Source organism: Pseudomonas urethralis (genome assembly GCF_021602465.1).
Classification (GTDB): domain Bacteria; phylum Pseudomonadota; class Gammaproteobacteria; order Pseudomonadales; family Pseudomonadaceae; genus Aquipseudomonas; species Aquipseudomonas vlassakiae.
Window position 1 is genome coordinate 23,050 of record NZ_BQIJ01000024.1, and the last position, 18,823, is coordinate 41,872.

17 protein-coding genes and 1 riboswitch are annotated in these 18,823 nt (G+C 63.2%); of the genes, 5 read left to right on the plus strand and 12 right to left on the minus strand.

Annotation, left to right across the window (positions count from 1 at the left end; translation table 11 throughout):
* Nucleotides 1-15 precede the first annotated feature (15 nt).
* Nucleotides 16-234, minus strand: a riboswitch (cobalamin riboswitch).
* Between the two features lie 166 nt (nucleotides 235-400).
* Entirely contained in the window at nucleotides 401-979 is a 579-nt protein-coding gene (locus tag L6D64_RS25765; RefSeq protein ID WP_176509890.1) for a hypothetical protein, read from the plus strand.
* A 74-nt stretch (nucleotides 980-1,053) separates the two neighbouring features.
* Here the strand turns inward: L6D64_RS25765 and L6D64_RS25770 are convergent, their stop codons facing one another.
* From L6D64_RS25770 to L6D64_RS25795, 6 genes are all read right to left on the minus strand, one after another.
* Complete coding sequence (locus L6D64_RS25770) at nucleotides 1,054-3,603, minus strand: dermonecrotic toxin domain-containing protein (protein WP_176509891.1); 2,550 nt, start codon at nucleotides 3,601-3,603, stop codon at nucleotides 1,054-1,056.
* A 96-nt stretch (nucleotides 3,604-3,699) separates the two neighbouring features.
* On the minus strand, nucleotides 3,700-4,233 hold the full coding sequence (locus L6D64_RS25775) for a C40 family peptidase (RefSeq protein WP_176509892.1): 534 nt from the start codon (nucleotides 4,231-4,233) through the stop codon (nucleotides 3,700-3,702).
* Nucleotides 4,234-4,369: 136 nt separating this feature from the next.
* Nucleotides 4,370-5,008 carry a C40 family peptidase gene (locus L6D64_RS25780; RefSeq protein WP_176509893.1) on the minus strand — a complete coding sequence of 213 codons (639 nt, stop codon included), beginning with the start codon at nucleotides 5,006-5,008 and terminating at the stop codon, nucleotides 4,370-4,372.
* A 127-nt stretch (nucleotides 5,009-5,135) separates the two neighbouring features.
* Nucleotides 5,136-5,843 (minus strand): DnaA regulatory inactivator Hda, encoded by a 708-nt coding sequence (gene hda / locus L6D64_RS25785; protein ID WP_008092169.1) that lies wholly within the window; start codon nucleotides 5,841-5,843, stop codon nucleotides 5,136-5,138.
* Between the two features lie 153 nt (nucleotides 5,844-5,996).
* Entirely contained in the window at nucleotides 5,997-7,070 is a 1,074-nt protein-coding gene (locus tag L6D64_RS25790; RefSeq protein ID WP_054885550.1) for an AI-2E family transporter, read from the minus strand.
* A 12-nt stretch (nucleotides 7,071-7,082) separates the two neighbouring features.
* Complete coding sequence (locus L6D64_RS25795; RefSeq protein WP_176509894.1) at nucleotides 7,083-8,153, minus strand: DUF2066 domain-containing protein; 1,071 nt, start codon at nucleotides 8,151-8,153, stop codon at nucleotides 7,083-7,085.
* Between the two features lie 255 nt (nucleotides 8,154-8,408).
* On the opposite strand from L6D64_RS25795, the gene purM reads away from it, so the two are divergent.
* The 4 genes from purM (at nucleotide 8,409) to L6D64_RS25815 (ending at nucleotide 11,191) form a co-directional block, all read left to right on the plus strand.
* Nucleotides 8,409-9,467, plus strand: coding sequence for a phosphoribosylformylglycinamidine cyclo-ligase (gene purM / locus L6D64_RS25800; RefSeq protein ID WP_176509895.1), 1,059 nt, complete (start codon nucleotides 8,409-8,411; stop codon nucleotides 9,465-9,467).
* A complete protein-coding gene (gene purN, locus L6D64_RS25805) occupies nucleotides 9,467-10,120 on the plus strand; it encodes a phosphoribosylglycinamide formyltransferase (protein WP_176509896.1) in 654 nt (217 codons plus the stop codon). Before purM ends, purN begins: the two co-directional genes overlap by 1 nt.
* Before the next feature lie 8 nt (nucleotides 10,121-10,128).
* Nucleotides 10,129-10,839, plus strand: coding sequence for a DUF3108 domain-containing protein (locus L6D64_RS25810; protein ID WP_176509897.1), 711 nt, complete (start codon nucleotides 10,129-10,131; stop codon nucleotides 10,837-10,839).
* A gap of 169 nt (nucleotides 10,840-11,008) precedes the next feature.
* Nucleotides 11,009-11,191, plus strand: a complete 183-nt coding sequence (locus tag L6D64_RS25815; RefSeq protein ID WP_054885555.1) for a hypothetical protein — start codon at nucleotides 11,009-11,011, stop codon at nucleotides 11,189-11,191.
* Between the two features lie 45 nt (nucleotides 11,192-11,236).
* Here L6D64_RS25815 and L6D64_RS25820 read toward each other — a convergent pair whose 3' ends face one another.
* From L6D64_RS25820 to L6D64_RS25845, 6 genes are all read right to left on the minus strand, one after another.
* Complete coding sequence (locus L6D64_RS25820) at nucleotides 11,237-11,776, minus strand: DUF2058 domain-containing protein (protein ID WP_176509465.1); 540 nt, start codon at nucleotides 11,774-11,776, stop codon at nucleotides 11,237-11,239.
* Nucleotides 11,777-11,802: 26 nt separating this feature from the next.
* Nucleotides 11,803-12,636, minus strand: coding sequence for a nucleoside triphosphate pyrophosphohydrolase (gene mazG, locus L6D64_RS25825; protein ID WP_054885557.1), 834 nt, complete (start codon nucleotides 12,634-12,636; stop codon nucleotides 11,803-11,805).
* A gap of 106 nt (nucleotides 12,637-12,742) precedes the next feature.
* The gene (relA, locus tag L6D64_RS25830; protein WP_054885558.1) at nucleotides 12,743-14,983 is read right to left on the minus strand and encodes a GTP diphosphokinase; all 2,241 of its coding nucleotides are present in this window, start codon (nucleotides 14,981-14,983) and stop codon (nucleotides 12,743-12,745) included.
* Between the two features lie 96 nt (nucleotides 14,984-15,079).
* A complete protein-coding gene (gene rlmD, locus L6D64_RS25835) occupies nucleotides 15,080-16,438 on the minus strand; it encodes a 23S rRNA (uracil(1939)-C(5))-methyltransferase RlmD (protein ID WP_176509466.1) in 1,359 nt (452 codons plus the stop codon).
* Complete coding sequence (cysM, locus tag L6D64_RS25840; RefSeq protein WP_176509467.1) at nucleotides 16,439-17,338, minus strand: cysteine synthase CysM; 900 nt, start codon at nucleotides 17,336-17,338, stop codon at nucleotides 16,439-16,441.
* Nucleotides 17,339-17,431: 93 nt separating this feature from the next.
* Nucleotides 17,432-18,820 carry a sensor histidine kinase gene (locus L6D64_RS25845; protein ID WP_176509468.1) on the minus strand — a complete coding sequence of 463 codons (1,389 nt, stop codon included), beginning with the start codon at nucleotides 18,818-18,820 and terminating at the stop codon, nucleotides 17,432-17,434.
* Nucleotides 18,821-18,823: the final 3 nt, after the last annotated feature.

Below are 18,823 nucleotides of genomic sequence, written 5' to 3' on the forward strand. Positions count from 1 at the left end.
CATCACCCTCCGTGATGCCGTTGGCAGTTTCAGGCCGGTCTCCGGGCTCGTGAGCGGGCAATCGGCCCTGGCCTGCGCGCCTTCCCGGGTTCGTACCCAGTGGCCCTGCGCGGCCGCTACTCACCTACCGTTGCGGGGGCAGCGCCGGAATCGCGCCCTGCTGGCGACCACCGGCTTCCCAGTTTCACCCTGCCCAGTCGAGGCTGGCAGGGCACCTGAAACACGCCGCGAAGGTTAGAGGGTTGCACTGGGAGCGTCAATCGAACAGGACCTTTTACTTCGGCAGAACTGGCCTGGATCAATGGCCGATCCACCGGGTTGTGCCACACTGAGCAGAGTGATATCACATAGCCATCATTTTGCACTGAACACGATCACAACGATAACAGGAGTGCGCAGCATGCAAGGCCAGATCATCAACAACCCTCACCTGGAGTTTCTGCAACCGGTACTGGAGCGCTGGGTCGATTGCATCGACCGCTTCAACCGGTTCAATGGTGATGCCGAAGCCCCCTACTGGCACGGCAGCGCCGCCAACATCGGCATGCTCGCAGCTGCCGCCTGGCAGGCCGAGCTGGCGGCACTGCCGCAGTTTGCCAGCAAGAAACAGCGTGACGAAGGTGACCAGGAGGGGCGCTGCGACCTGTCGATCTGCAGCGCCGACGAGGCGCTCTACCTGAGCGTGAGCCAGCGCTGGCCACGAATTGCCCGGCTGGACATGGACGCGGCCCTGCAGCAAACCGCCACCCTCGCCCGCCAGGTGGCCTACCCCAGCCAGCTGAAAGCCGGGGCGCTGTTCGTCACCCCGTGGAAGGCGGGCCAGCATGCCAGCCCGGAAGAACTGCAGGACCTGGTCGATGACCTGCAAAAACATACCGCCTGCGCCATCGCCTGGTACTTCCCTTATGCCTATCGCAAGCTGCACAACGAACTGGGCCAGTATTTTCCGGGGGTGGCACTGCTGATGAAGCAGGCCTGAGCTCTACGACGGATCAGCGCCGGCATAGCATCGATGACTTCGCCCATGGATCGGGAGGGTCGACCCGATCGCAATCAGCCCGGGAAGAATCGCTCGACCAGGGCGGGTGTACGAAAACGCATGCGGTATTGCGCTTCGTTGAACAGCAACCCGGAACGCAAATCGTACACCGCCCCGCCTGCAGGTTTGTCGGTTTGCTTCAGGGTCACCTTGATGAACCGGTAGTGCTCGCCCCTGACCTCCTCCAGGCCCTCGATGCGGAAATAATGCCCTGGCAGGAACAAACTCTCGGCCTCATCCCAATACAGGGAAAACGCACTGACCGGTGTGGCATCACGGTATTGCCCGGCCGGCAGCTCGAACACCACCGAACTGTCATCGAAGCGTCCTGGTAGGCCGCCTGGCATATTCAGGGACGGCACCGAGGCGAACTCGGCAACCTTGAAAGGGTTTTCGGTGAACGATGTAAGGTCGGTATTGACCAGCACATCGCCGACTCGCAACTGTCCAGCCCTGTAGGACTCGCCACCGGTGCCGCGGAAGTTGTTGCCACCTCGGTACAGCGTCACCTGGTTATTCTTGGGCAGCAATCCCAGACTGTCCGCCAGGTCGGCGATGTACATGTCTTCATCACCGTACTTGTAAGCCCCCCGACGGAAAACATCATTCACTTGCGATTCATCGCTGGTGTAGTACTCGATCAGGGTATTGAAGTACTCGTTGCCATAGCGGTAGGAATAGTAACGCCTGCCACCGATTATCACGCAGTCCAGGCCCAGCGCATCGTTGTCGGGGGCCCGGCCACGCGCCAACTCAGCCACCGGCCAACGTTCCAGCAGTTTTTTTTGCCGGCGCAATGCCGTGGCCGCCAGTCGCTTAAGCTGTTCGCCATCGCTGACCGTGTAGATGTCCCAGAAGGATGATCGGGTAACGGGCAGGACGCCTTCCTCCTCCGGTGCCATTCCGCCCTGCAAGCTTGGCGGTGCCAGTAGCTCCCACTCGCCAGCCTCGTTCAAGCGCACCGGCTGCAACGCAACGAAAGCGAACGGATTGTCTGCCGGCACCACCAGCCAGGCGGCCAGTTCGTGGCTGTAACGCACGCGATAGCTCAGGCCATTGAGCGTGATCCAGCACCTGCCGCCCTGATCGACACGTATGCCACGCAAACGTCCGCTTTGCGTCAGCTCGCCGTCAAGCACGGCATTGCTCTCCTGCCCCTCTACAGCCAGGCTGGCTGACGGCACCGGTTGCCAGTTATCAAGACTGAGGTTGTGCTCGTGAGGCGGGGTTTCGTAAGCCAACGAGGCATGCATCGATGCGAAGCCGATGTCCACCAGGTTGAAAGTCGCATAGATGCTTTCGATCATCGCCGAACGCAACGCCTGCTTGCGATCTTGCTCATCGGTGGCGTGCAGCGCCGCATCCACATCCAGCCCGACCTTGGCGACCGTGGCCCCTAGCAGCATGAGCGACATCGGCCACCCCAGCGGCGCAAGGCTGCCAAAGACGTTGAGGAACGCCGAGAGGTAGCCCGTGCACATGGCCTTGCGCAAGCCCGCGTTATCTTGCAGAAGCTGGCCGTTGCGGTGCATCTCTGCGCGAGCCTGGTCGCTCAGCCAAGCAAAAAGATCGGTGCCGAGCGAGCGTTTGAACAGTGACAGTGCGATCAATCCGGCCTCATCGTCACGGCTGTTGGCGATGCCCTGCAAATGCACGCTGATCAGCTGGTTGACCGACCTGTCCCGAGGGTTGTTGTGGGCCGCCATGACGAACGCTTCCAGCGTTGCCTTGACCTGCAACTGCGCACGTAGCCAGGACGCCAGCGCCTGCTCCGAATCGAACCCCCGCAACGGCTCGTCGGCCCACGGCAAATAGGCGACTACTCGTCCATCAGCCGACTGCATCGTCAGCAGGCAGCCCCTGTCGCCCTCACCGAAGGCATAACGGCTCACGACCAGGCTATTGTCGGTGGATTGGCGCTGGAGCATGGCGAGCGAAGGCATGGCAATGTTGGCCAGCTCCGCCGACACCAGCCTACGCAGACGGTGAGCGTCCTGGGCCGTGATACGCTTGTCGAGCAAGGCAGTGGCTACCTGCCCCAACAGGTTGATCTTGGCCAATACGCGGAAATGCCCGGCGTTGCTCGACCAGAAGCGCTCGACTGCTTCGCGATACAGCACCGCCAGATCCAGCGCCCACAGGTCCCTCTGCACATCACTGCCCAACATCGGCACTTCATTGCGCTCATTGTAGATAGAGGCGTGGGGCCCCTGCAGGTAGAAGCCGCCGCGCTGGTCGAGCTCATCGGCTGCATCCTGGTAGTACAGGTCGAAGCGTTCGAGCACCAACTCGGTCATCAGCATCGATTTCTGCGGTGGACCGCTGTGCTGCCAACCGGTGAAGCTGCGTGCACTGCTGTGTTCGTTGTTGAACTGGTGCCACCAGACCAGCCGTGGCTCTATCCGTTTGCCGGTGTGCTTGTGCAGGATCTGCGCGGCATGGTGATGTGCCAGTTCATACAGGTCAGGGAAGTCCGCGAGGATCTGGTCCACCAGGCGCACAAGAGGGCGCGCCTCATCCAGGGTATCCAGGCTGCGGTTCATTCGTTCATTGGGGGTATTCACGGCCCACTCCAAAGCGTTGCTATCGGAGGCGCATACTGGCGACCTTGGGGCAACGTGGAGTGGTAGATGTATGCCGCGGGAGCGGAAAGCGGGAAATCAGCGGTTCTGCGCGAGGCTCCCTTGCGGGATGACCCGCTTGGCCTGCAGGTAGGCTTTGGACCAGTAGCTGTTGGACAGGTAATCCAGGCGCACCGTACCGCCTGTGCGGGGCGCATGCACGAAGCGCCCCTCGCCCACATAGATCCCGGCATGACTGACCTGTGAACCGCCACCTGTGGCGAAGAACACCAGGTCACCCGACTGCAGCGAGTTGATGTCCACAGTGGGCGCGCGCATAACGATCATTTCGCGCGTCGAACGGGGCAGGCTGATGCCCGCCGCATCGCGGTACACATAACCGATCAGGCCGCTGCAGTCGAACCCGGAATCCGGTGTGTTGCCGCCCCACCGATACGGTGTACCCACCAGGCCGATCGCACGCATCAACACGTCATCGGCGAGCGGCGAGCCTTCGGGCTGGTTGTAGGTGATCTGTGGCTGCACCACAGGGGCCGGTGCCGGGGCACGGCTGGAGCAGGCGGCCAGCAGTGCCACCAGGGAAAGGAGTGCGAAGCGCGCCATCATCGCCATGGCCAGAACTTCCTGTCTGAAACCGAACGGCCGCAGCCGAAAAGAGTTGAGAAATTAGATTAGACGCTTTCTGTAAATGCGCACGGCGGCGAGCTTTTTCAGCTACGCCGCCGTGGCAGGATATATCATTTTGATATCAGTTGCGCGCGATATTGGTGGTCGGCGCCATGGCCAAGGCACGCTTGGCTTCGATGAAGGTCTTGCTCCAGTAACGATCACCGAGGCTGTCGATGCGCACACCACCGCTGCGGCGGCTGCTGGAGTGGATGAACTGGTTGTCACCCAGGTAGATGCCGGCATGGCTGACACGGCCACGGCCATTGGTGCTGAAGAACAGCAGGTCGCCTGGCTTGAGCTTGTTGCGAGCCACCTTTGGCGCATCGACGTTGATCATTTCGCGGGTCGAGCGCGGCAGGTTCATGCCGGCCTCTTCGCGGAACAGGTAGCCGATGAAGCCGCTGCAGTCGAAACCGGAGGCTTCCGAGGTACCGCCGAAACGGTAGCGGGTGCCAATCAGCGACATGCCGCGCTCGAGGATGCTGTCGGCCAGCACCGGGAGCTGATAGGGCTTGCTGCTGGAGAAGGCCTCCAGGTCATCTTCAGTGGCCTGCTCTTCTTCGCCGAAAACGGACGAAGGCGAAGCTTTGGCCTTGTTGACCGATTGCGAGGCAATCGGGGTGTGATCCTGGGGCTGGGAAGCCGGACCGTGGGCCGCGCAGCCAAACAACAGGGTCACGAGTGCGAGTGGCACGAGGGGTGCGAAGCGCTTGAGCATGGGCACGACCGTGTCTGTAATCCTTTAGAAGGGTGAAACTATGCCCTCTATCATGGCCATTTGCAAATTTTATCGAAAAAGATGTGACTTTTTCGTTTTGCGCCTCGGAGCCCAGTGTTTACGGGCGTTACCAGCCGAGGGTTTCCTTCAGGAAAGGGATGGTCAGCTTGCGCTGGGCCTGCAGGGAGGCCTGGTCGAGACGTTCGAGCAGGTCGAACAGCGCGCTCATGCTGCGCGTACCGCGAGTGAGGATGAAATGGCCGACCTCGTCGGTCAGGTGCAGACCACGGCGCGAGGCACGCAATTGCAGGGCGCGCAGTTTGTCTTCATCGGACAGGCCACGCATCTGGAAGACCAGCGCGAGGGTCAGGCGAGACTTGAGGTCTGGCAGCTTGATCGGCAGTTCACGGGGCGAGGCCGAGGCCGCCAGCAGCAGGCGGCGGCCGCTGTCGCGCAGACGGTTGAACAGGTGGAACATCGCTTCTTCCCAGTCCGCCTTGCCGGCGATCACATGCAGGTCGTCGATGCACACCAGTTCGTATTGGGCCAGGTAATCGAGCAGTTCAACGCCGCGATCGAGCAATTGCGCCAGTGGCAGGTATACGGCCGGTTCGCCGCGTTGCTGGAAGCGATGGGTGGCCGCCTGCAACAGGTGGCTGCGCCCGACGCCCTGCTTGCCCCACAGGTAGATGAGGCTCTCGGTCCAGCCGGCGTCGGCTTCGCACAGCCGCTCGACATAGCCTAACGCCGCAGCATTGGCGCCCGGATAGTAGTTGATGAAGGTGGCGTCATCGCGCAGGCGCACACCCAGGGGCAACTGGATCGGTGGTTTCATGCTCGCGGGCGGTCGGCAGGACCGCAGGGGGCCTTTGGTGAACAATGTGCAAAGTCTATACCCGCATTGCAGGGCGCACAATCATGCAGGCGGATTGCACAAGCAAAATCAACGAGTTGCGCCACTTTGGGGCGACGCAACCAAGGCTGACGGTCATAGATCCGGGTCGACATCGCCGGCGTACATGTCAGATTCCTTGTACAAGTCGTGCACATGGCGGAGCAGGACCATGATCACCGCCGCCACCGGCAATGCCAGCAACACGCCGGTGAAACCGAACAGTTCGCCACCGGCAAGGATGGCGAAGATCACCGCCACCGGGTGCAGGCCGATACGGTCACCGACCAGCAGCGGCGTGAGTACCATGCCTTCGAGGGCTTGCCCGACCATGAACACGGCGACGATGCCAAGCATCGGATACAGGTCACCGCCAAACTGGAAGACACCGGCCACCAACGCTGCGCCGATGCCAATGATGAAGCCCATGTATGGCACGATGGCCGCCAGCCCCGCGAGCATGCCGATCAGCAGGCCCAGTTCCAGCCCGACCAGCATCAGGCCGGCCGAGTAGATGACGCCAAGCGCGAGCATCACCATCAACTGCCCACGAACGAAGGCACCCAGTACCTCATGGCATTCACCGGCCAGGCTGACCACCTGCGGCTCGCGTTGACGCGGCAGCAGGCCGCGCAGCTTGGCCATCATCAAGTCCCAGTCGCGCAACAGGTAGAAGCCCACCACCGGGATCAGCACCATGTTGGCCAACCAGGCGATCAGCGCCAGGCTCGACGCGGTGGCATGGGACAGCAGCATACCGACGATATCGGTGGTCTGGCCCATGTGCGCGCCGATGGCGGCCTTGATCTTGTCGAACTTCCAGAACCCGTCGGCCAGGCCCAGGCGGCCCTGTACCCAGGGCAGCGCCACATGTTCGAGCCAATCGAGCATCTGCGGCGCCAGCTCGTACAGGCGCAGCAGCTGTTTGGCCAGCAGCGGCACCAGCACCAGCAGCAAGGCCATCAGCAGCAAGGTGAAGAGGCCGAACACCACCACCACACCCCAGGTACGCGACAGGCCCACGCGCTCCAGGCGGTCGACCAGAGGGTCGGCCAGGTAGGCCAGCAAGATTCCCACCAGGAACGGAGTGAGGATGTTGTGCAGACTATATAGAAGCACGGCGATCAGTAGTGCAGCACCCCAACCGATCCAGCGACGCACGTCAGTCATCGATAGCGCCCCTTACCAACGGAATCGCAGGCCGTCGAACGGCTTGGCGGCGACGGCCGCGGGCGTGCCGGGCTGGCCAGGTGCAGCGCCCGGAGTCGGCGCCGGTGTGGCCGGGGCCGGCGGTGCCTGCTCGGGTGGCACCTCCTGCAACCTGGCCAGGCCCAGCTGGGCACGCAGCTGCTCACGGTTACCACTGACCGCATAGGTCAAGGTACCGCCTTCGGCCAGCTGCAGGCGCGGGCCATAGGGCTCGAGGATACGGCTCAGCTCGGCATAGCGCTGCAGGTTCATGCCTTGCACCTGCAGCTGCAACTGGCTGCTGGCGCCGGGCCTGACCACATAGCGCGGCGCCAGGCGGCTGCTGACCGCCAGCATGACAGCGTCCGCCAGGGCCGCCTGGTCAGCGCCCTCGACATTGCCCTGCTCACGCTGGTCGCCCTGCCACAGCTGCCATTTACCTTGCCATTTGCCATCGGCCTCGTGGGCATGCACCGCCAACATGGCATCGGCGCCGTAGCGCTCGGAAGCTTGTCGCAGCGGGGCCGGGTCAGTGCCTTCGAGCTGCTGGGCATTGGCCACCAGCTGCTCTTGCAGATCGGCCAGCGGCAGCCGCAGCGGCAGGCCGCGGTGCTGGGCTGCCCGGCGCAGCGGCTGGGCACTGGCCTGGCCGTCGCCGACCAGGTTGCTGCCTTCGGCACTATCATTGAGCCACCAGCCGAGGATGGAGGGCCGGTTACTGCCCCACAGCGCCAGCCCGGCCTTGCGCAGGGCCCGTTCGGTGCTGCCGGGGTCGAACTCGACCAACACCGATTCTGGCGGCCCGGCCTCGGTACCGACCTGGTTGATGATCTGTTGCGGGTCTTTGCGCAACGCGGCCAGCGCTGGGCTCTGCACCGCCTTGGCGTCGCCGGTCAGGCGCAGCACCAAGGTATCGAAGGCCTTGGCAGTGGCGGCGGTGCGCGCTTCGGCGCCCTGCCCTTCGAGCGGCTCGCGCACCTGATAGAGCCCGGAGACGGTTTCAGCCTGCGCAGTGATGCAGGCCAGTGCAAAGCACCCTGCTGCCAGATAATTGAAGAGTCGCATGGGGGATTCCTGTCCGATTGCGCTTGAAGCTTGTGGCTTGCAGCTTATACAGAAGGTGGCTCATCAACCACCCGCAGACCTTTTTCAGCAATTTACCGCCCTGCCCGTCGGCCTGAGGATGGCCGCTGCCCGGCAACCCTGATAAAATCGCGCGCCTTCACAGACCACTGACGTTTCAGGCAGCCGCCGCTTCCCAGCCGGCCTTGGCCGTCATGGTCGTTTCTACGAATCCCTCCCTCTTAAAGGCCTGGATCAATGAGCAAGCAACCCTCCCTGAGCTACAAGGACGCCGGTGTAGACATCGACGCCGGCGAAGCACTGGTCGAACGCATCAAGGGCGTGGCAAAACGCACCGCACGCCCTGAAGTCATGGGTGGCCTGGGCGGCTTCGGCGCCCTCTGCGAGATCCCGGCCGGCTACAAGCAGCCGGTGCTGGTCTCCGGCACCGACGGCGTCGGCACCAAGCTGCGCCTGGCACTGAACCTGAACAAGCACGACAGCATCGGCCAGGACCTGGTCGCCATGTGCGTCAACGACCTGGTGGTCTGTGGCGCCGAGCCGCTGTTCTTCCTCGACTACTACGCCACCGGCAAGCTGAACGTCGACGTGGCTGCCACCGTGGTCACCGGCATCGGCGACGGCTGTGAACTGGCTGGCTGCTCCCTGGTCGGCGGCGAAACCGCCGAAATGCCGGGCATGTACGAAGGCGAAGACTACGACCTGGCAGGCTTCTGTGTCGGCGTGGTGGAAAAGGCCGAGATCATCGACGGCTCCAAGGTTGCCACCGGCGACGCGCTGATCGCCCTGCCGTCCTCCGGCCCACACTCCAACGGCTACTCGTTGATCCGCAAGATCCTCGAAGTGTCCGGCACCGACATCGAAAACACCCAGCTCGACGGCAAGCCGCTGACCGACCTGCTGATGGCGCCGACCCGCATCTATGTCAAGCCACTGCTGCAACTGATCAAGAACACTGGCGCAGTCAAGGCAATGGCCCACATCACCGGTGGCGGCCTGCTCGACAACATCCCGCGTGTACTGCCGAAGAACGCCCAGGCCGTGGTTGACGTGGCCAGCTGGCAGCGCCCGGCGGTGTTCGACTTCCTGCAGGAAAAAGGCAACGTCGACGAGCACGAAATGCACCGCGTCCTGAACTGCGGCGTCGGCATGGTCATCTGCGTGGCCCAGGATCAGGTCGACGCAGCCCTGAACGAACTGCGCGCCGCCGGTGAACAGCCTTGGGTCATCGGCCACATCGCCGAAGCCGCCGAAGGCGCCGCCCAGGTCGAATTGCAGAACCTCAAGGCACACTGATGCCGAGCAAGCCCTGCAATGTAGTGGTACTGCTGTCGGGTTCCGGCAGCAACCTGCAAGCCTTGATCGACAGCTGCCGCACCCAGGACAGCCAGGTACGCATCGCCGCGGTGGTCTCCAACCGTGCCGATGCCTATGGTTTGCAGCGGGCCCAGGCAGTCGGTATCGACACCGTGGTGCTCGACCACACCCAGTTCGACGGCCGTGAAGCCTTCGATGCCGCGCTGATGGCGCACATCGACGGTTTCACCCCGGACCTGGTGGTGCTGGCTGGCTTCATGCGCATCCTCAGCGGCGGCTTCGTGCGCCACTACCAGGGTCGCCTGCTCAACATCCACCCGTCGCTGCTGCCCCGCTACAAGGGCCTGCATACTCACCGACGGGCACTGGAGGCAGGCGACGCCGAACATGGCTGCAGCGTACACTTCGTCACCGAGGAACTCGATGGCGGGCCTCTGGTCGTACAGGCTGTAGTACCGGTGCTGCCTGATGACACGGTGGAAAGCCTGGCCCAAAGGGTTCACCATCAGGAACACCAGATCTACCCGCTGGCGGTGCACTGGTTTGCCCAAGGGCGCTTGCGCCTGGGTGAACAGGGTGCCTTACTGGATGACCAACCGCTGCCGGCCAGTGGTCACTTGATCCGACCCTAGGAGAATTTATGCGTCGCGCCCTGCTATTGGCTCTCGCCGTGCTCGCCCTGCCCCTCCAGGCAGCTGACCTGAAGCCGTTCTCGGCAAGCTACACCGCCGACTGGAAGCAACTGCCCATGAGCGGCACCGCCGAGCGCAGCCTGGTCAAGAACAAGGACGGCAGCTGGAACCTTGATTTCAAGGCCTCCATGATGATCGCCAGCCTGACCGAGCAAAGCACCCTGCGCCTGGACAACGACACCCTGCTGCCGCAAAAGTACCACTTCGAGCGCGGCGGCCTGGGCAAGGCCAAGACCGTCGACCTGACCTTCGACTGGAATGCCAAGAAAATCACCGGCACCGACCGCAAGGACGCCATCAACCTGCCGCTCAACCGCGGCGTGCTGGACAAGTCGTCCTATCAACTGGCCCTGCAGCACGATGTGGCTGCCGGCAAGAAGAGCATGACCTACCAGGTGGTCGATGGCGACGAGATCGACGCCTATGACTTCCGTGTACTCGGCACCGAGAAGGTCACCACCAAGACTGGCCAGGTCGAGGCGGTGAAAGTCGAGCGCGTGCGCGACCCCAGCCAGAGCAAGCGCATCACCGAGCTGTGGTTCGCCAAGGATTGGGATTACCTGCTGGTACAACTGCGCCAGGTCGAGACCGATGGCAAGGAGTACGTGATCGTGCTGCAGGATGGCACGGTCGATGGCAAGACGGTGAAGGGTAACTGATCCGCTACAGCCCGCAGTATCCGGAGCCCCGCCTTGTGCGGGGCTTCTTTTGGCCTGGCTTTCATGAAACTTGTTTCATGCCTGTTTTATTTACTTAGCCTGCTAACAAACTCTATAAAGGGGTTGTGCGACACAGTGTCGCAGCCAACTCAAGCAGTGGAGTTTACCGATGACAGTCCAAGTAACCGAACGCGACGAATCGAAAATGTCCCACGAAGGCCTGGCCGCTGGCGTGCGGATCTGGGATGTGCACCAGCAAGGCCAGCTGGTAGGCATGTTCCACCAGGAACATGAAGCTCACCAGTATCGGGCAGAGCTCGAAGCCCTGGAAAACCAGCGCACCACGCAATGACCCAGTCTCCCAATGAAAAACCCCGCCGCGGCGGGGTTTTTCGCATCACCACATCAGATCATCCGGGATCTTGTAGGCCGCGTACGGATCGTCTTCGTCCGCCTCCTCGACATGGGTATTGAGCAGCAGGATGCGGCTCGCGTCGCGCTCCTGAATCTTCACCGCCGCCTCGCGCGGGATCACTTCATAGCCACCGGCATGCGACACGATGGCCAGGGCACCGTTACTCAGGCGGGTGCGCATCAGGGCATTGACGGCAATGCGCTTGACCTTCTTGTCGTCGACGAAGTTGTAGTAGTCCTCGGTGGTCAGCTTGGGCAGGCGGGTGGCTTCGATCAACTGCTTGATCTGCGCCGCACGGGCCTTCTGCTCGGCCTTTTCCTGTTGCTGGCGATTGAGCTCCTGGTCACGCCTGGCCTTCTCGGCCATGGCTTCCTTGGCCATGCGCTGCTGGCTGTCGTCGACTTCGACCTGGCCTTTGTGCTCCATGCGCTTCTGTTTCTTTTCGGCTTTGTTGGTCTGTGCGACCTGTTTCTGGTTGACCAGACCGGCTTTGAGCAATTGGTCGCGAAGGGAAAGGCTCATGAATGTTCACTCACTTATGCAACAGCTCAGCCGCAGCTGGGCAGGTTCTTTTCCTGACGTTTGGCTTCACCCCAAAGGGCGTCCAGCTCGTCAAGGTTACAATGTTCAATCGGCCGACCGCTGTCGCGCAATGCCTGTTCGATAAAGCGGAAACGCCGCTCGAACTTGCGGTTGGCGCGGCGCAGGGCGTTTTCCGGGTCTTGCTTGAGGTGCCGGGCCAGGTTCACGGCGGCAAACAGCAGGTCGCCGACCTCATCCTCGAGGGCATCGGCGTCGTTGTCGGCCATGGCCTGCAACACTTCGTCGAGTTCCTCGCGCACCTTGTCCAGCACCGGCAATGCCGCTGGCCAGTCGAAACCGACAGTGGCCGCGCGTTTCTGCAGTTTGGCCGCCCGCGACAGCGCCGGCAATGCCGTTGGTACGTCATCGAGCAGCGACAGTTGTTCAGGGGTGCTTTTCTCGGCGCGTTCCTCGGCCTTGATCTCTTCCCAGCGTGACTTGACCTGGGCCTCGTCCAGGCTGGGGGTGTCGAGCGGTGCGTACAGTTCGCCGGTCGGGAAGACGTGCGGGTGGCGACGGATCAGCTTGCGGGTGATGCTGTCGACCACGCCATCGAACTCGAAACGCCCCTCCTCGCGGGCCAGCTGGCTGTAGTACACCACCTGGAACAACAAGTCGCCGAGCTCGCCCTGCAGGTGTTCGAAATCGCCGCGCTCGATGGTGTCGGCGACTTCGTAGGCCTCTTCGATGGTGTGCTGCACGATGCTCGCGTAGTTCTGCTTCAGGTCCCATGGGCAGCCGTACTGCGGGTCGCGCAGGCGGGCCATGAGGTGCAGCAGGTCTTCGAGGGTGTAGGTCATTTGAGCAGGTCCTTCGGTGGTGGCTGCATCGCGGATAAACCCGCTCCTACAGGCATTGCACCATTCCTGTAGGAGCGGATTCATCCGCGATGCAGGCGCCGCGGTCTCAAGGGGTACGATTACGCCGCGTCTCGATGATGTTCGGCAACTGCGAAATCCGCCCCAGCAAGCGCCCCAGCGCATCCAGGCCCGGAATCTCGATGGTCAGCGACATCAGCGCGGTGTTGTCTTCCTTGTTCGAGCGGGTGTTGACCGCCAGCACATTGATCTTCTCGTTCAGCAGTACCTGCGACACGTCGCGCAACAAGCCTGGGCGGTCATAGGCGCGGATGACGATGTCGACCGGATAGGTCTGCACCGGGATCGGCCCCCAGCTTACCTGGATCATCCGCTCCGGCTCGCGCCCGGCCAGTTGCAGCGCCGAGGCGCAGTCCTGGCGGTGAATGCTGACGCCGCGGCCCTGGGTGATATAACCGACGATGGCGTCGCCCGGTAGCGGCTGGCAGCAGCCGGCCATCTGCGTGAGCAAGTTGCCGACGCCCTGGATCTGGATATCGCCACGCTTGCCGGTACGCGGCCCGGTGGGCTTGCGCGGCACCAGCTCGATCTGCTCGATGCGCTCGGGCTCGAGCAATTGCTGGGCGGCGTTGACCAGATGCGCCAGGCGCAGGTCACCGGCACCCAGCGAGGCGAACATGTCTTCGGCGGTCTTGACGTTGGTCTTCTCGGCCAGGCGCTCGAAGTCCACCTGCGGCAGGCCCAGGCGGCTGAGCTCGCGTTCGAGCAAGGTCTTGCCGGCAGCGACGTTCTGGTCACGCGCCTGCAGCTTGAACCAGTGGACGATCTTGGCCCGCGCCCGCGAGGTGGTGACGTAGCCCAGGTTGGAGTTCAGCCAGTCGCGGCTCGGGTTGCCGTGCTTGCTGGTGATGATCTCCACCTGTTCGCCGGTCTGCAGGCTGTAGTTGAGCGGCACGATGCGCCCGTTGATCTTGGCGCCACGGCAGTTGTGACCGATCTCGGTGTGCACCCGGTAGGCGAAGTCCAGCGGCGTGGCCCCCTTCGGCAGGTCGATGGCGTGGCCATCCGGGGTGAACACGTAGACCCGGTCAGGCTCGATATCGACCCGCAGCTGCTCGGCCAGGCCACCGATATCGCCCAGCTCTTCATGCCATTCGAGCACCTGGCGCAGCCAGGAAATCTTCTCTTCGTAGTGGTTGGAGCTCGGCTTGACGTCGGTACCCTTGTAGCGCCAGTGGGCGCAGACGCCGAGTTCGGCTTCTTCGTGCATGCCGTGGGTACGGATCTGCACTTCCAGCACCTTGCCCTCGGGGCCGATCACCGCAGTGTGCAGCGAGCGATAGCCGTTTTCCTTGGGGTTGGCGATGTAGTCGTCGAATTCCTTGGGAATATGCCGCCACAGGGTGTGCACGATGCCCAGCGCGGTATAGCAGTCGCGCACCTCCGGCACCAGCACGCGGACCGCACGCACGTCGTAGATCTGGCTGAACTCGAGGCCCTTGCGCTGCATCTTGCGCCAGATCGAATAGATGTGTTTTGCCCGGCCGCTGATGTCAGCCTTGACCCCGGTGGCCAGCAGCTCGTTCTGCAGCTGGTTCATCACATCGCTGATGAAGCGCTCCCGGTCCAGCCGTCGCTCGTGCAACAGCTTGGCGATCTGCTTGTACTGGTCGGGCTCCAGGTAGCGGAAGGACAGGTCTTCCAGCTCCCATTTGATGTGGCCGATGCCCAGGCGGTGGGCCAGTGGCGCATAGATGTCGAACACCTCGCGCGCCACGCGCAGGCGTTTTTCGTCATCGGCGGACTTCACTGCACGGATCGCACAGGTACGCTCGGCCAGCTTGATCAGCGCCACGCGCACATCGTCGACCATGGCCACGAGCATCTTGCGCAGGTTCTCGACCTGCGCCTGCGACCCCAGCACCAACGACTGGCGCGGGCTGAGGCTGGCACTGATGGCGGCCATGCGCAGCACGCCGTCGATCAGCTTGGACACCACCGGGCCAAAGCGCTGGCCGACTTCGGCCAAGGTCACCTTGCCTTCACGGACCGAGCGATAGATCACCGCCGCGACCAACGAATCCTGATCGAGCTTGAGGTCGGCGAGGATTTCAGCGATTTCCAGGCCAGCCTGATAACTGGACGTACCATCGGCCCACGAATGCTTGGCCGGGTTGCCCTTCTTTTCGATTTCCTGAGCGAACTCGCAGGCTTCTTTCAGTGCCACGCGATCCAGAGCCGAATCGACGCTCACCACATGATCCAGCCATGCTTCGAGATTGATACTGCCGTCTGTGTTGACCGGCTGGTGCACTCTCACCTGTACCATCTTTGTTTTACCTTTCCATACAGCGCACCACACGGGTGCACTGGCTATCACCGTGCAGCTTCGCTTCCGTGGAAGCCGCACCAAGGGGCCAGCTCGCTAGCCCGCTTCGAATAACGCCATGGCTTCGACATGCGCCGTCTGAGGAAACATGTCGAGAATCCCGGCCCTTTTTAACCGGTACCCCTGGCCGACCAGCACCTGGGCGTCTCGCGCCAGCGTGGCCGGGTTGCACGATACATATACCAAGCGCTTGGCCCTGAGGCGGGCGATGTCTTGCACCACCTCGTATGCACCGTCGCGCGGTGGATCCAAGAGTACCGCAGAAAAGCCCTCGGCGGCCCATCCGGCACCTGCCAAAGGCTGCGATAAATCGGCCTGAAAAAACGCGGCGTTATGCACATCGTTGTTCCGGGCATTGGCCGCGGCCCGATCGACCATGGCCTGTACACCTTCAACTGCCACCACTTCACGTGCCTGGCGCGCCAGCGGCAGGGCGAAGTTGCCGAGGCCGCAGAACAGGTCCAGTACCCGCTCGTCAGCTCGCGGAGCGAGCCAGGCCAGGGCCTGCTCGATCATCGCCGTGTTGACCTGGGCATTGACCTGGACGAAATCGCCCGGGCGCCAGGCCAGCTCCAGCTGCCAAGGCTCCAGGGCAAAGCCCAGTTTCGCCTCGGCCTCCACGGGTGCCGGCTCCCCTTCACCCTGCAACCACAGCTGCGCCTTGGCCTCGTCGCAGAATGCCTGCAGGCGAGCCTGGTCGTCCGCAGGCAACGGCGCCACATGACGCACCAGCACGGCTTCGGCAGTACCGCTGAACAACTCCACATGGCCGATCACCTGGGGCTTGCCCAGCGAGCGCAGCACGGTCGGCAAGTGGCGAAGAATAGACTGCAAGGGCTGTACCAGCACGGCGCAATCACCGATGGCGACAATGTCCTGGCTGGCCTCGGCGCGGAAACCGACCTCCAGGTGCTTGGCCTTCACGTCCCAGCGCACGGCTACGCGCGCCCGGCGCCGGTAGCCGAATTCCGGCCCGCTCAGGGGTGCGGCCCATTCTTCGGGCTGCACGCCGGCCACCCGTTGTAGCTGTTCAGCCAGGGTACGCTGCTTGAGCGCCAACTGGGCGTCGTGCGGCAGGTGCTGCAGGTTGCAGCCGCCGCAACGCGCGTAGTGGCGGCACGGTGCCTGGCGGCGTTCAGGGCTGGCTTGCAGCACGCGCTCCAGGCGCGCCTCGACGACCTTGCCGCGGGCGTTGAGCACCCGCGCTTCGACCGCTTCACCGGCCAGGGCGCCGCTGACGAACCAGGTACGCCCTTCCAGGAAGGCGATGCCGCGGCCGTCACCGGCCAGGCGCTCGATAGCCAGGCGCTGCTTCTTGCCCACGGGGACCTGGGGCGTGCGGTTGCCGCCGGCCGGCTGGAAGCGCAGGCCGCTGTTGCTTTTTTTCTTGGACATTTAGCTCGGGTCGAACAGGCCGGTGGACAGGTAACGGTCGCCGCGGTCACAGATGATCGCGACCATCACGGCGTTTTCCACTTCGCGGGACAGGCGCAGCATGGCGGCCACCGCACCACCGGAGGACACGCCGCAGAAAATGCCCTCTTCGCGCGCGAGGCGGCGAGTGGTGTTCTCGGCCTCCTGCTGGGACATGTCCATTACGCGGTCGACGCGGGTGGCATCGAATATCTTTGGCAGGTACTCCTCGGGCCAGCGGCGGATACCCGGAATGGCCGAGCCTTCCATCGGCTGCAGGCCGACGATCTGCACCTTGGGGTTCTGTTCCTTGAGGTACTGCGAGCAGCCCATGATGGTACCGGTGGTACCCATGGAGCTGACGAAATGGGTAATGCTGCCTTGGGTCTGCTGCCAGATCTCCGGGCCGGTGCTGGAGTAGTGGGCGATCGGGTTGTCGCCGTTGGCGAACTGGTCAAGGACCAGGCCGCGGCCTTCGGCTTGCAACCTCTCAGCGAGGTCGCGCGCACCTTCCATGCCCTCCTCCTTGGTCACCAGGATCAGCTCGGCGCCATAGGCGGTCATGGCTGCCTTGCGTTCGGCGGTGGAGTTGTCGGGCATGATCAGGATCATCTTGTACCCCTTGATCGCCGCCGCCATCGCCAGGGCGATGCCAGTATTGCCGGAGGTAGCTTCGATCAGGGTGTCGCCTGGCTTGATCTGCCCGCGCAGTTCGGCACGGGTGATCATCGACAGTGCCGGGCGGTCTTTCACCGAGCCAGCGGGATTGTTACCTTCGAGCTTGAGCAGCAGGGTATTGCTGGTTTCGCCAGCGATGCGCTGCAGGCGAACCAGGGGCGTATTGCCGACGCAATCGGCGATGGTTGGGTACTGCAAGGTCATGGCGTATTTCACAATCCGGACGCAGGGGTGCCTATCATACCGGCAAACCTTTCCCGGCCATATCACGCAATCTGTGGTTGCTATAGCTACACGCTATAACGGCGTCGCCTGCTTTGCGGGCATGCCCGCGAAAGAGCCCGGCACATGAAACGGCAGCCGCATGCACAGCCTGAGCCCTGACGTGCCATTTTCGGCCCACAAGGTCCCACCCTGGCGCTGAATGGCACTGCGGGCAATGCTCAACCCCAGGCCAAAACCGCCGTCCCCAGGCCGCGAACCATCGAGCCGGGAAAACGGCGCGAAGATGCGCTCCAGATCCTCATCGGCGACACCGCCGCCTTCATCTTCCAGCCACAGACGCCAGTAGCCTCCTTCGCGCTGACCGCCCAGCCGTACCAAGCCGTTTTCCGGCGAATGGCGGATGGCATTACGCAGCATGTTCTCCAGGGCCTGGGCCAAGTGGTTGAGGTTACCCTGCACCCAGCAACTGCCCGGCAGCTCACAGCGCAAGCGCTCCGGCGACCAGCCGCTTTCGTAGCTGGCGTCCTCGGCCAGCAGCTCCCAGAGCGCCTGGACCTGGATCGGTTCAAGGTTCATCGGCGCGCGTTCGGCATCCTGCCAAGCCAGTTGCAGCGTGTTCTCGACCAACTGCTGCATGCAGTCGACTTCGCGACCCAGGCGCTCACGCAGGCGCGCGAAGTCAGTCTCGCCATCGCAGGCGACGCGCAGGCGGCTCAGCGGGGTGCGCATTTCGTGGGACAGGTCGCGCAGCAGTTGCTGCTGCATCGCCACGGTACCTTGCAGGCGCTCGGCCATCTGATCAAAGGCTCGGGCCAGCTCACCCAGTTCGTCGTGGCGGGCCGTGGTACGTGAATCCAGCCGTGCCGAAAGCTGGTCGGCACGCCAGGCATTGGCCTGCTCGCGCAACTGGTTGAGCGGGACGATCAGCATGCGGTACAGGCCGACACACAGCAGCAAGGTGAACAGGCCAGGGATGATGCCGTTGGTGACGACCCGCCAGAACACCCGGTACTGGCCAGGGTTGAAACGTTGCGGCAGCTCGATCACCAGCATGCCCTGCTGCGGCGCACCGGGGAACGGAATGCGCAACCAGGGTTGGTCGACGCTGCGCCGGCTCATCGGCCAGTCGACCCCACGCAGGCGGGTCAGCCGCTGCATGATCTCGGGGCCAAGCATGGCGCTGTCCAGGGGCCGCAGATTCAGATCGAGCACACCGATCCAGCCATGCTCACGCTGGTGCATCGCCGCCACCCAGCGGTCCAGCCCTTCGCGTCCCCCGGTACGCCAGGCCCTTTCGGCGTCGCTGGCATAGTCGCGCAGCACCTGGCGGGCCGGCGGATCGAGAAAGGCGTTGCGGGTTTCCATGTGACGGCCCCAGGTGTAGCTGAGGCCGATCATCAACAGGCAGAAACCCACCAGCAGGATGGCCAGCTTCCAGAACAGTGAATGGCGATCAAGCATGGC

Coding starts and splice junctions, on each gene's coding strand:
- L6D64_RS25765 (WP_176509890.1), top strand. CDS start 401: ATGCAAGGCCAGATCATCAACAACCCTCACCTGGAGTTTCTGCAACCG.
- L6D64_RS25775 (WP_176509892.1), bottom strand. CDS start 4,233: ATGGCGATGATGGCGCGCTTCGCACTCCTTTCCCTGGTGGCACTGCTG.
- L6D64_RS25780 (WP_176509893.1), bottom strand. CDS start 5,008: ATGCTCAAGCGCTTCGCACCCCTCGTGCCACTCGCACTCGTGACCCTG.
- hda (WP_008092169.1), bottom strand. CDS start 5,843: ATGAAACCACCGATCCAGTTGCCCCTGGGTGTGCGCCTGCGCGATGAC.
- L6D64_RS25790 (WP_054885550.1), bottom strand. CDS start 7,070: ATGACTGACGTGCGTCGCTGGATCGGTTGGGGTGCTGCACTACTGATC.
- L6D64_RS25795 (WP_176509894.1), bottom strand. CDS start 8,153: ATGCGACTCTTCAATTATCTGGCAGCAGGGTGCTTTGCACTGGCCTGC.
- purM (WP_176509895.1), top strand. CDS start 8,409: ATGAGCAAGCAACCCTCCCTGAGCTACAAGGACGCCGGTGTAGACATC.
- purN (WP_176509896.1), top strand. CDS start 9,467: ATGCCGAGCAAGCCCTGCAATGTAGTGGTACTGCTGTCGGGTTCCGGC.
- L6D64_RS25810 (WP_176509897.1), top strand. CDS start 10,129: ATGCGTCGCGCCCTGCTATTGGCTCTCGCCGTGCTCGCCCTGCCCCTC.
- L6D64_RS25815 (WP_054885555.1), top strand. CDS start 11,009: ATGACAGTCCAAGTAACCGAACGCGACGAATCGAAAATGTCCCACGAA.
- L6D64_RS25820 (WP_176509465.1), bottom strand. CDS start 11,776: ATGAGCCTTTCCCTTCGCGACCAATTGCTCAAAGCCGGTCTGGTCAAC.
- mazG (WP_054885557.1), bottom strand. CDS start 12,636: ATGACCTACACCCTCGAAGACCTGCTGCACCTCATGGCCCGCCTGCGC.
- relA (WP_054885558.1), bottom strand. CDS start 14,983: ATGGTACAGGTGAGAGTGCACCAGCCGGTCAACACAGACGGCAGTATC.
- rlmD (WP_176509466.1), bottom strand. CDS start 16,438: ATGTCCAAGAAAAAAAGCAACAGCGGCCTGCGCTTCCAGCCGGCCGGC.
- cysM (WP_176509467.1), bottom strand. CDS start 17,338: ATGACCTTGCAGTACCCAACCATCGCCGATTGCGTCGGCAATACGCCC.
- L6D64_RS25845 (WP_176509468.1), bottom strand. CDS start 18,820: ATGCTTGATCGCCATTCACTGTTCTGGAAGCTGGCCATCCTGCTGGTG.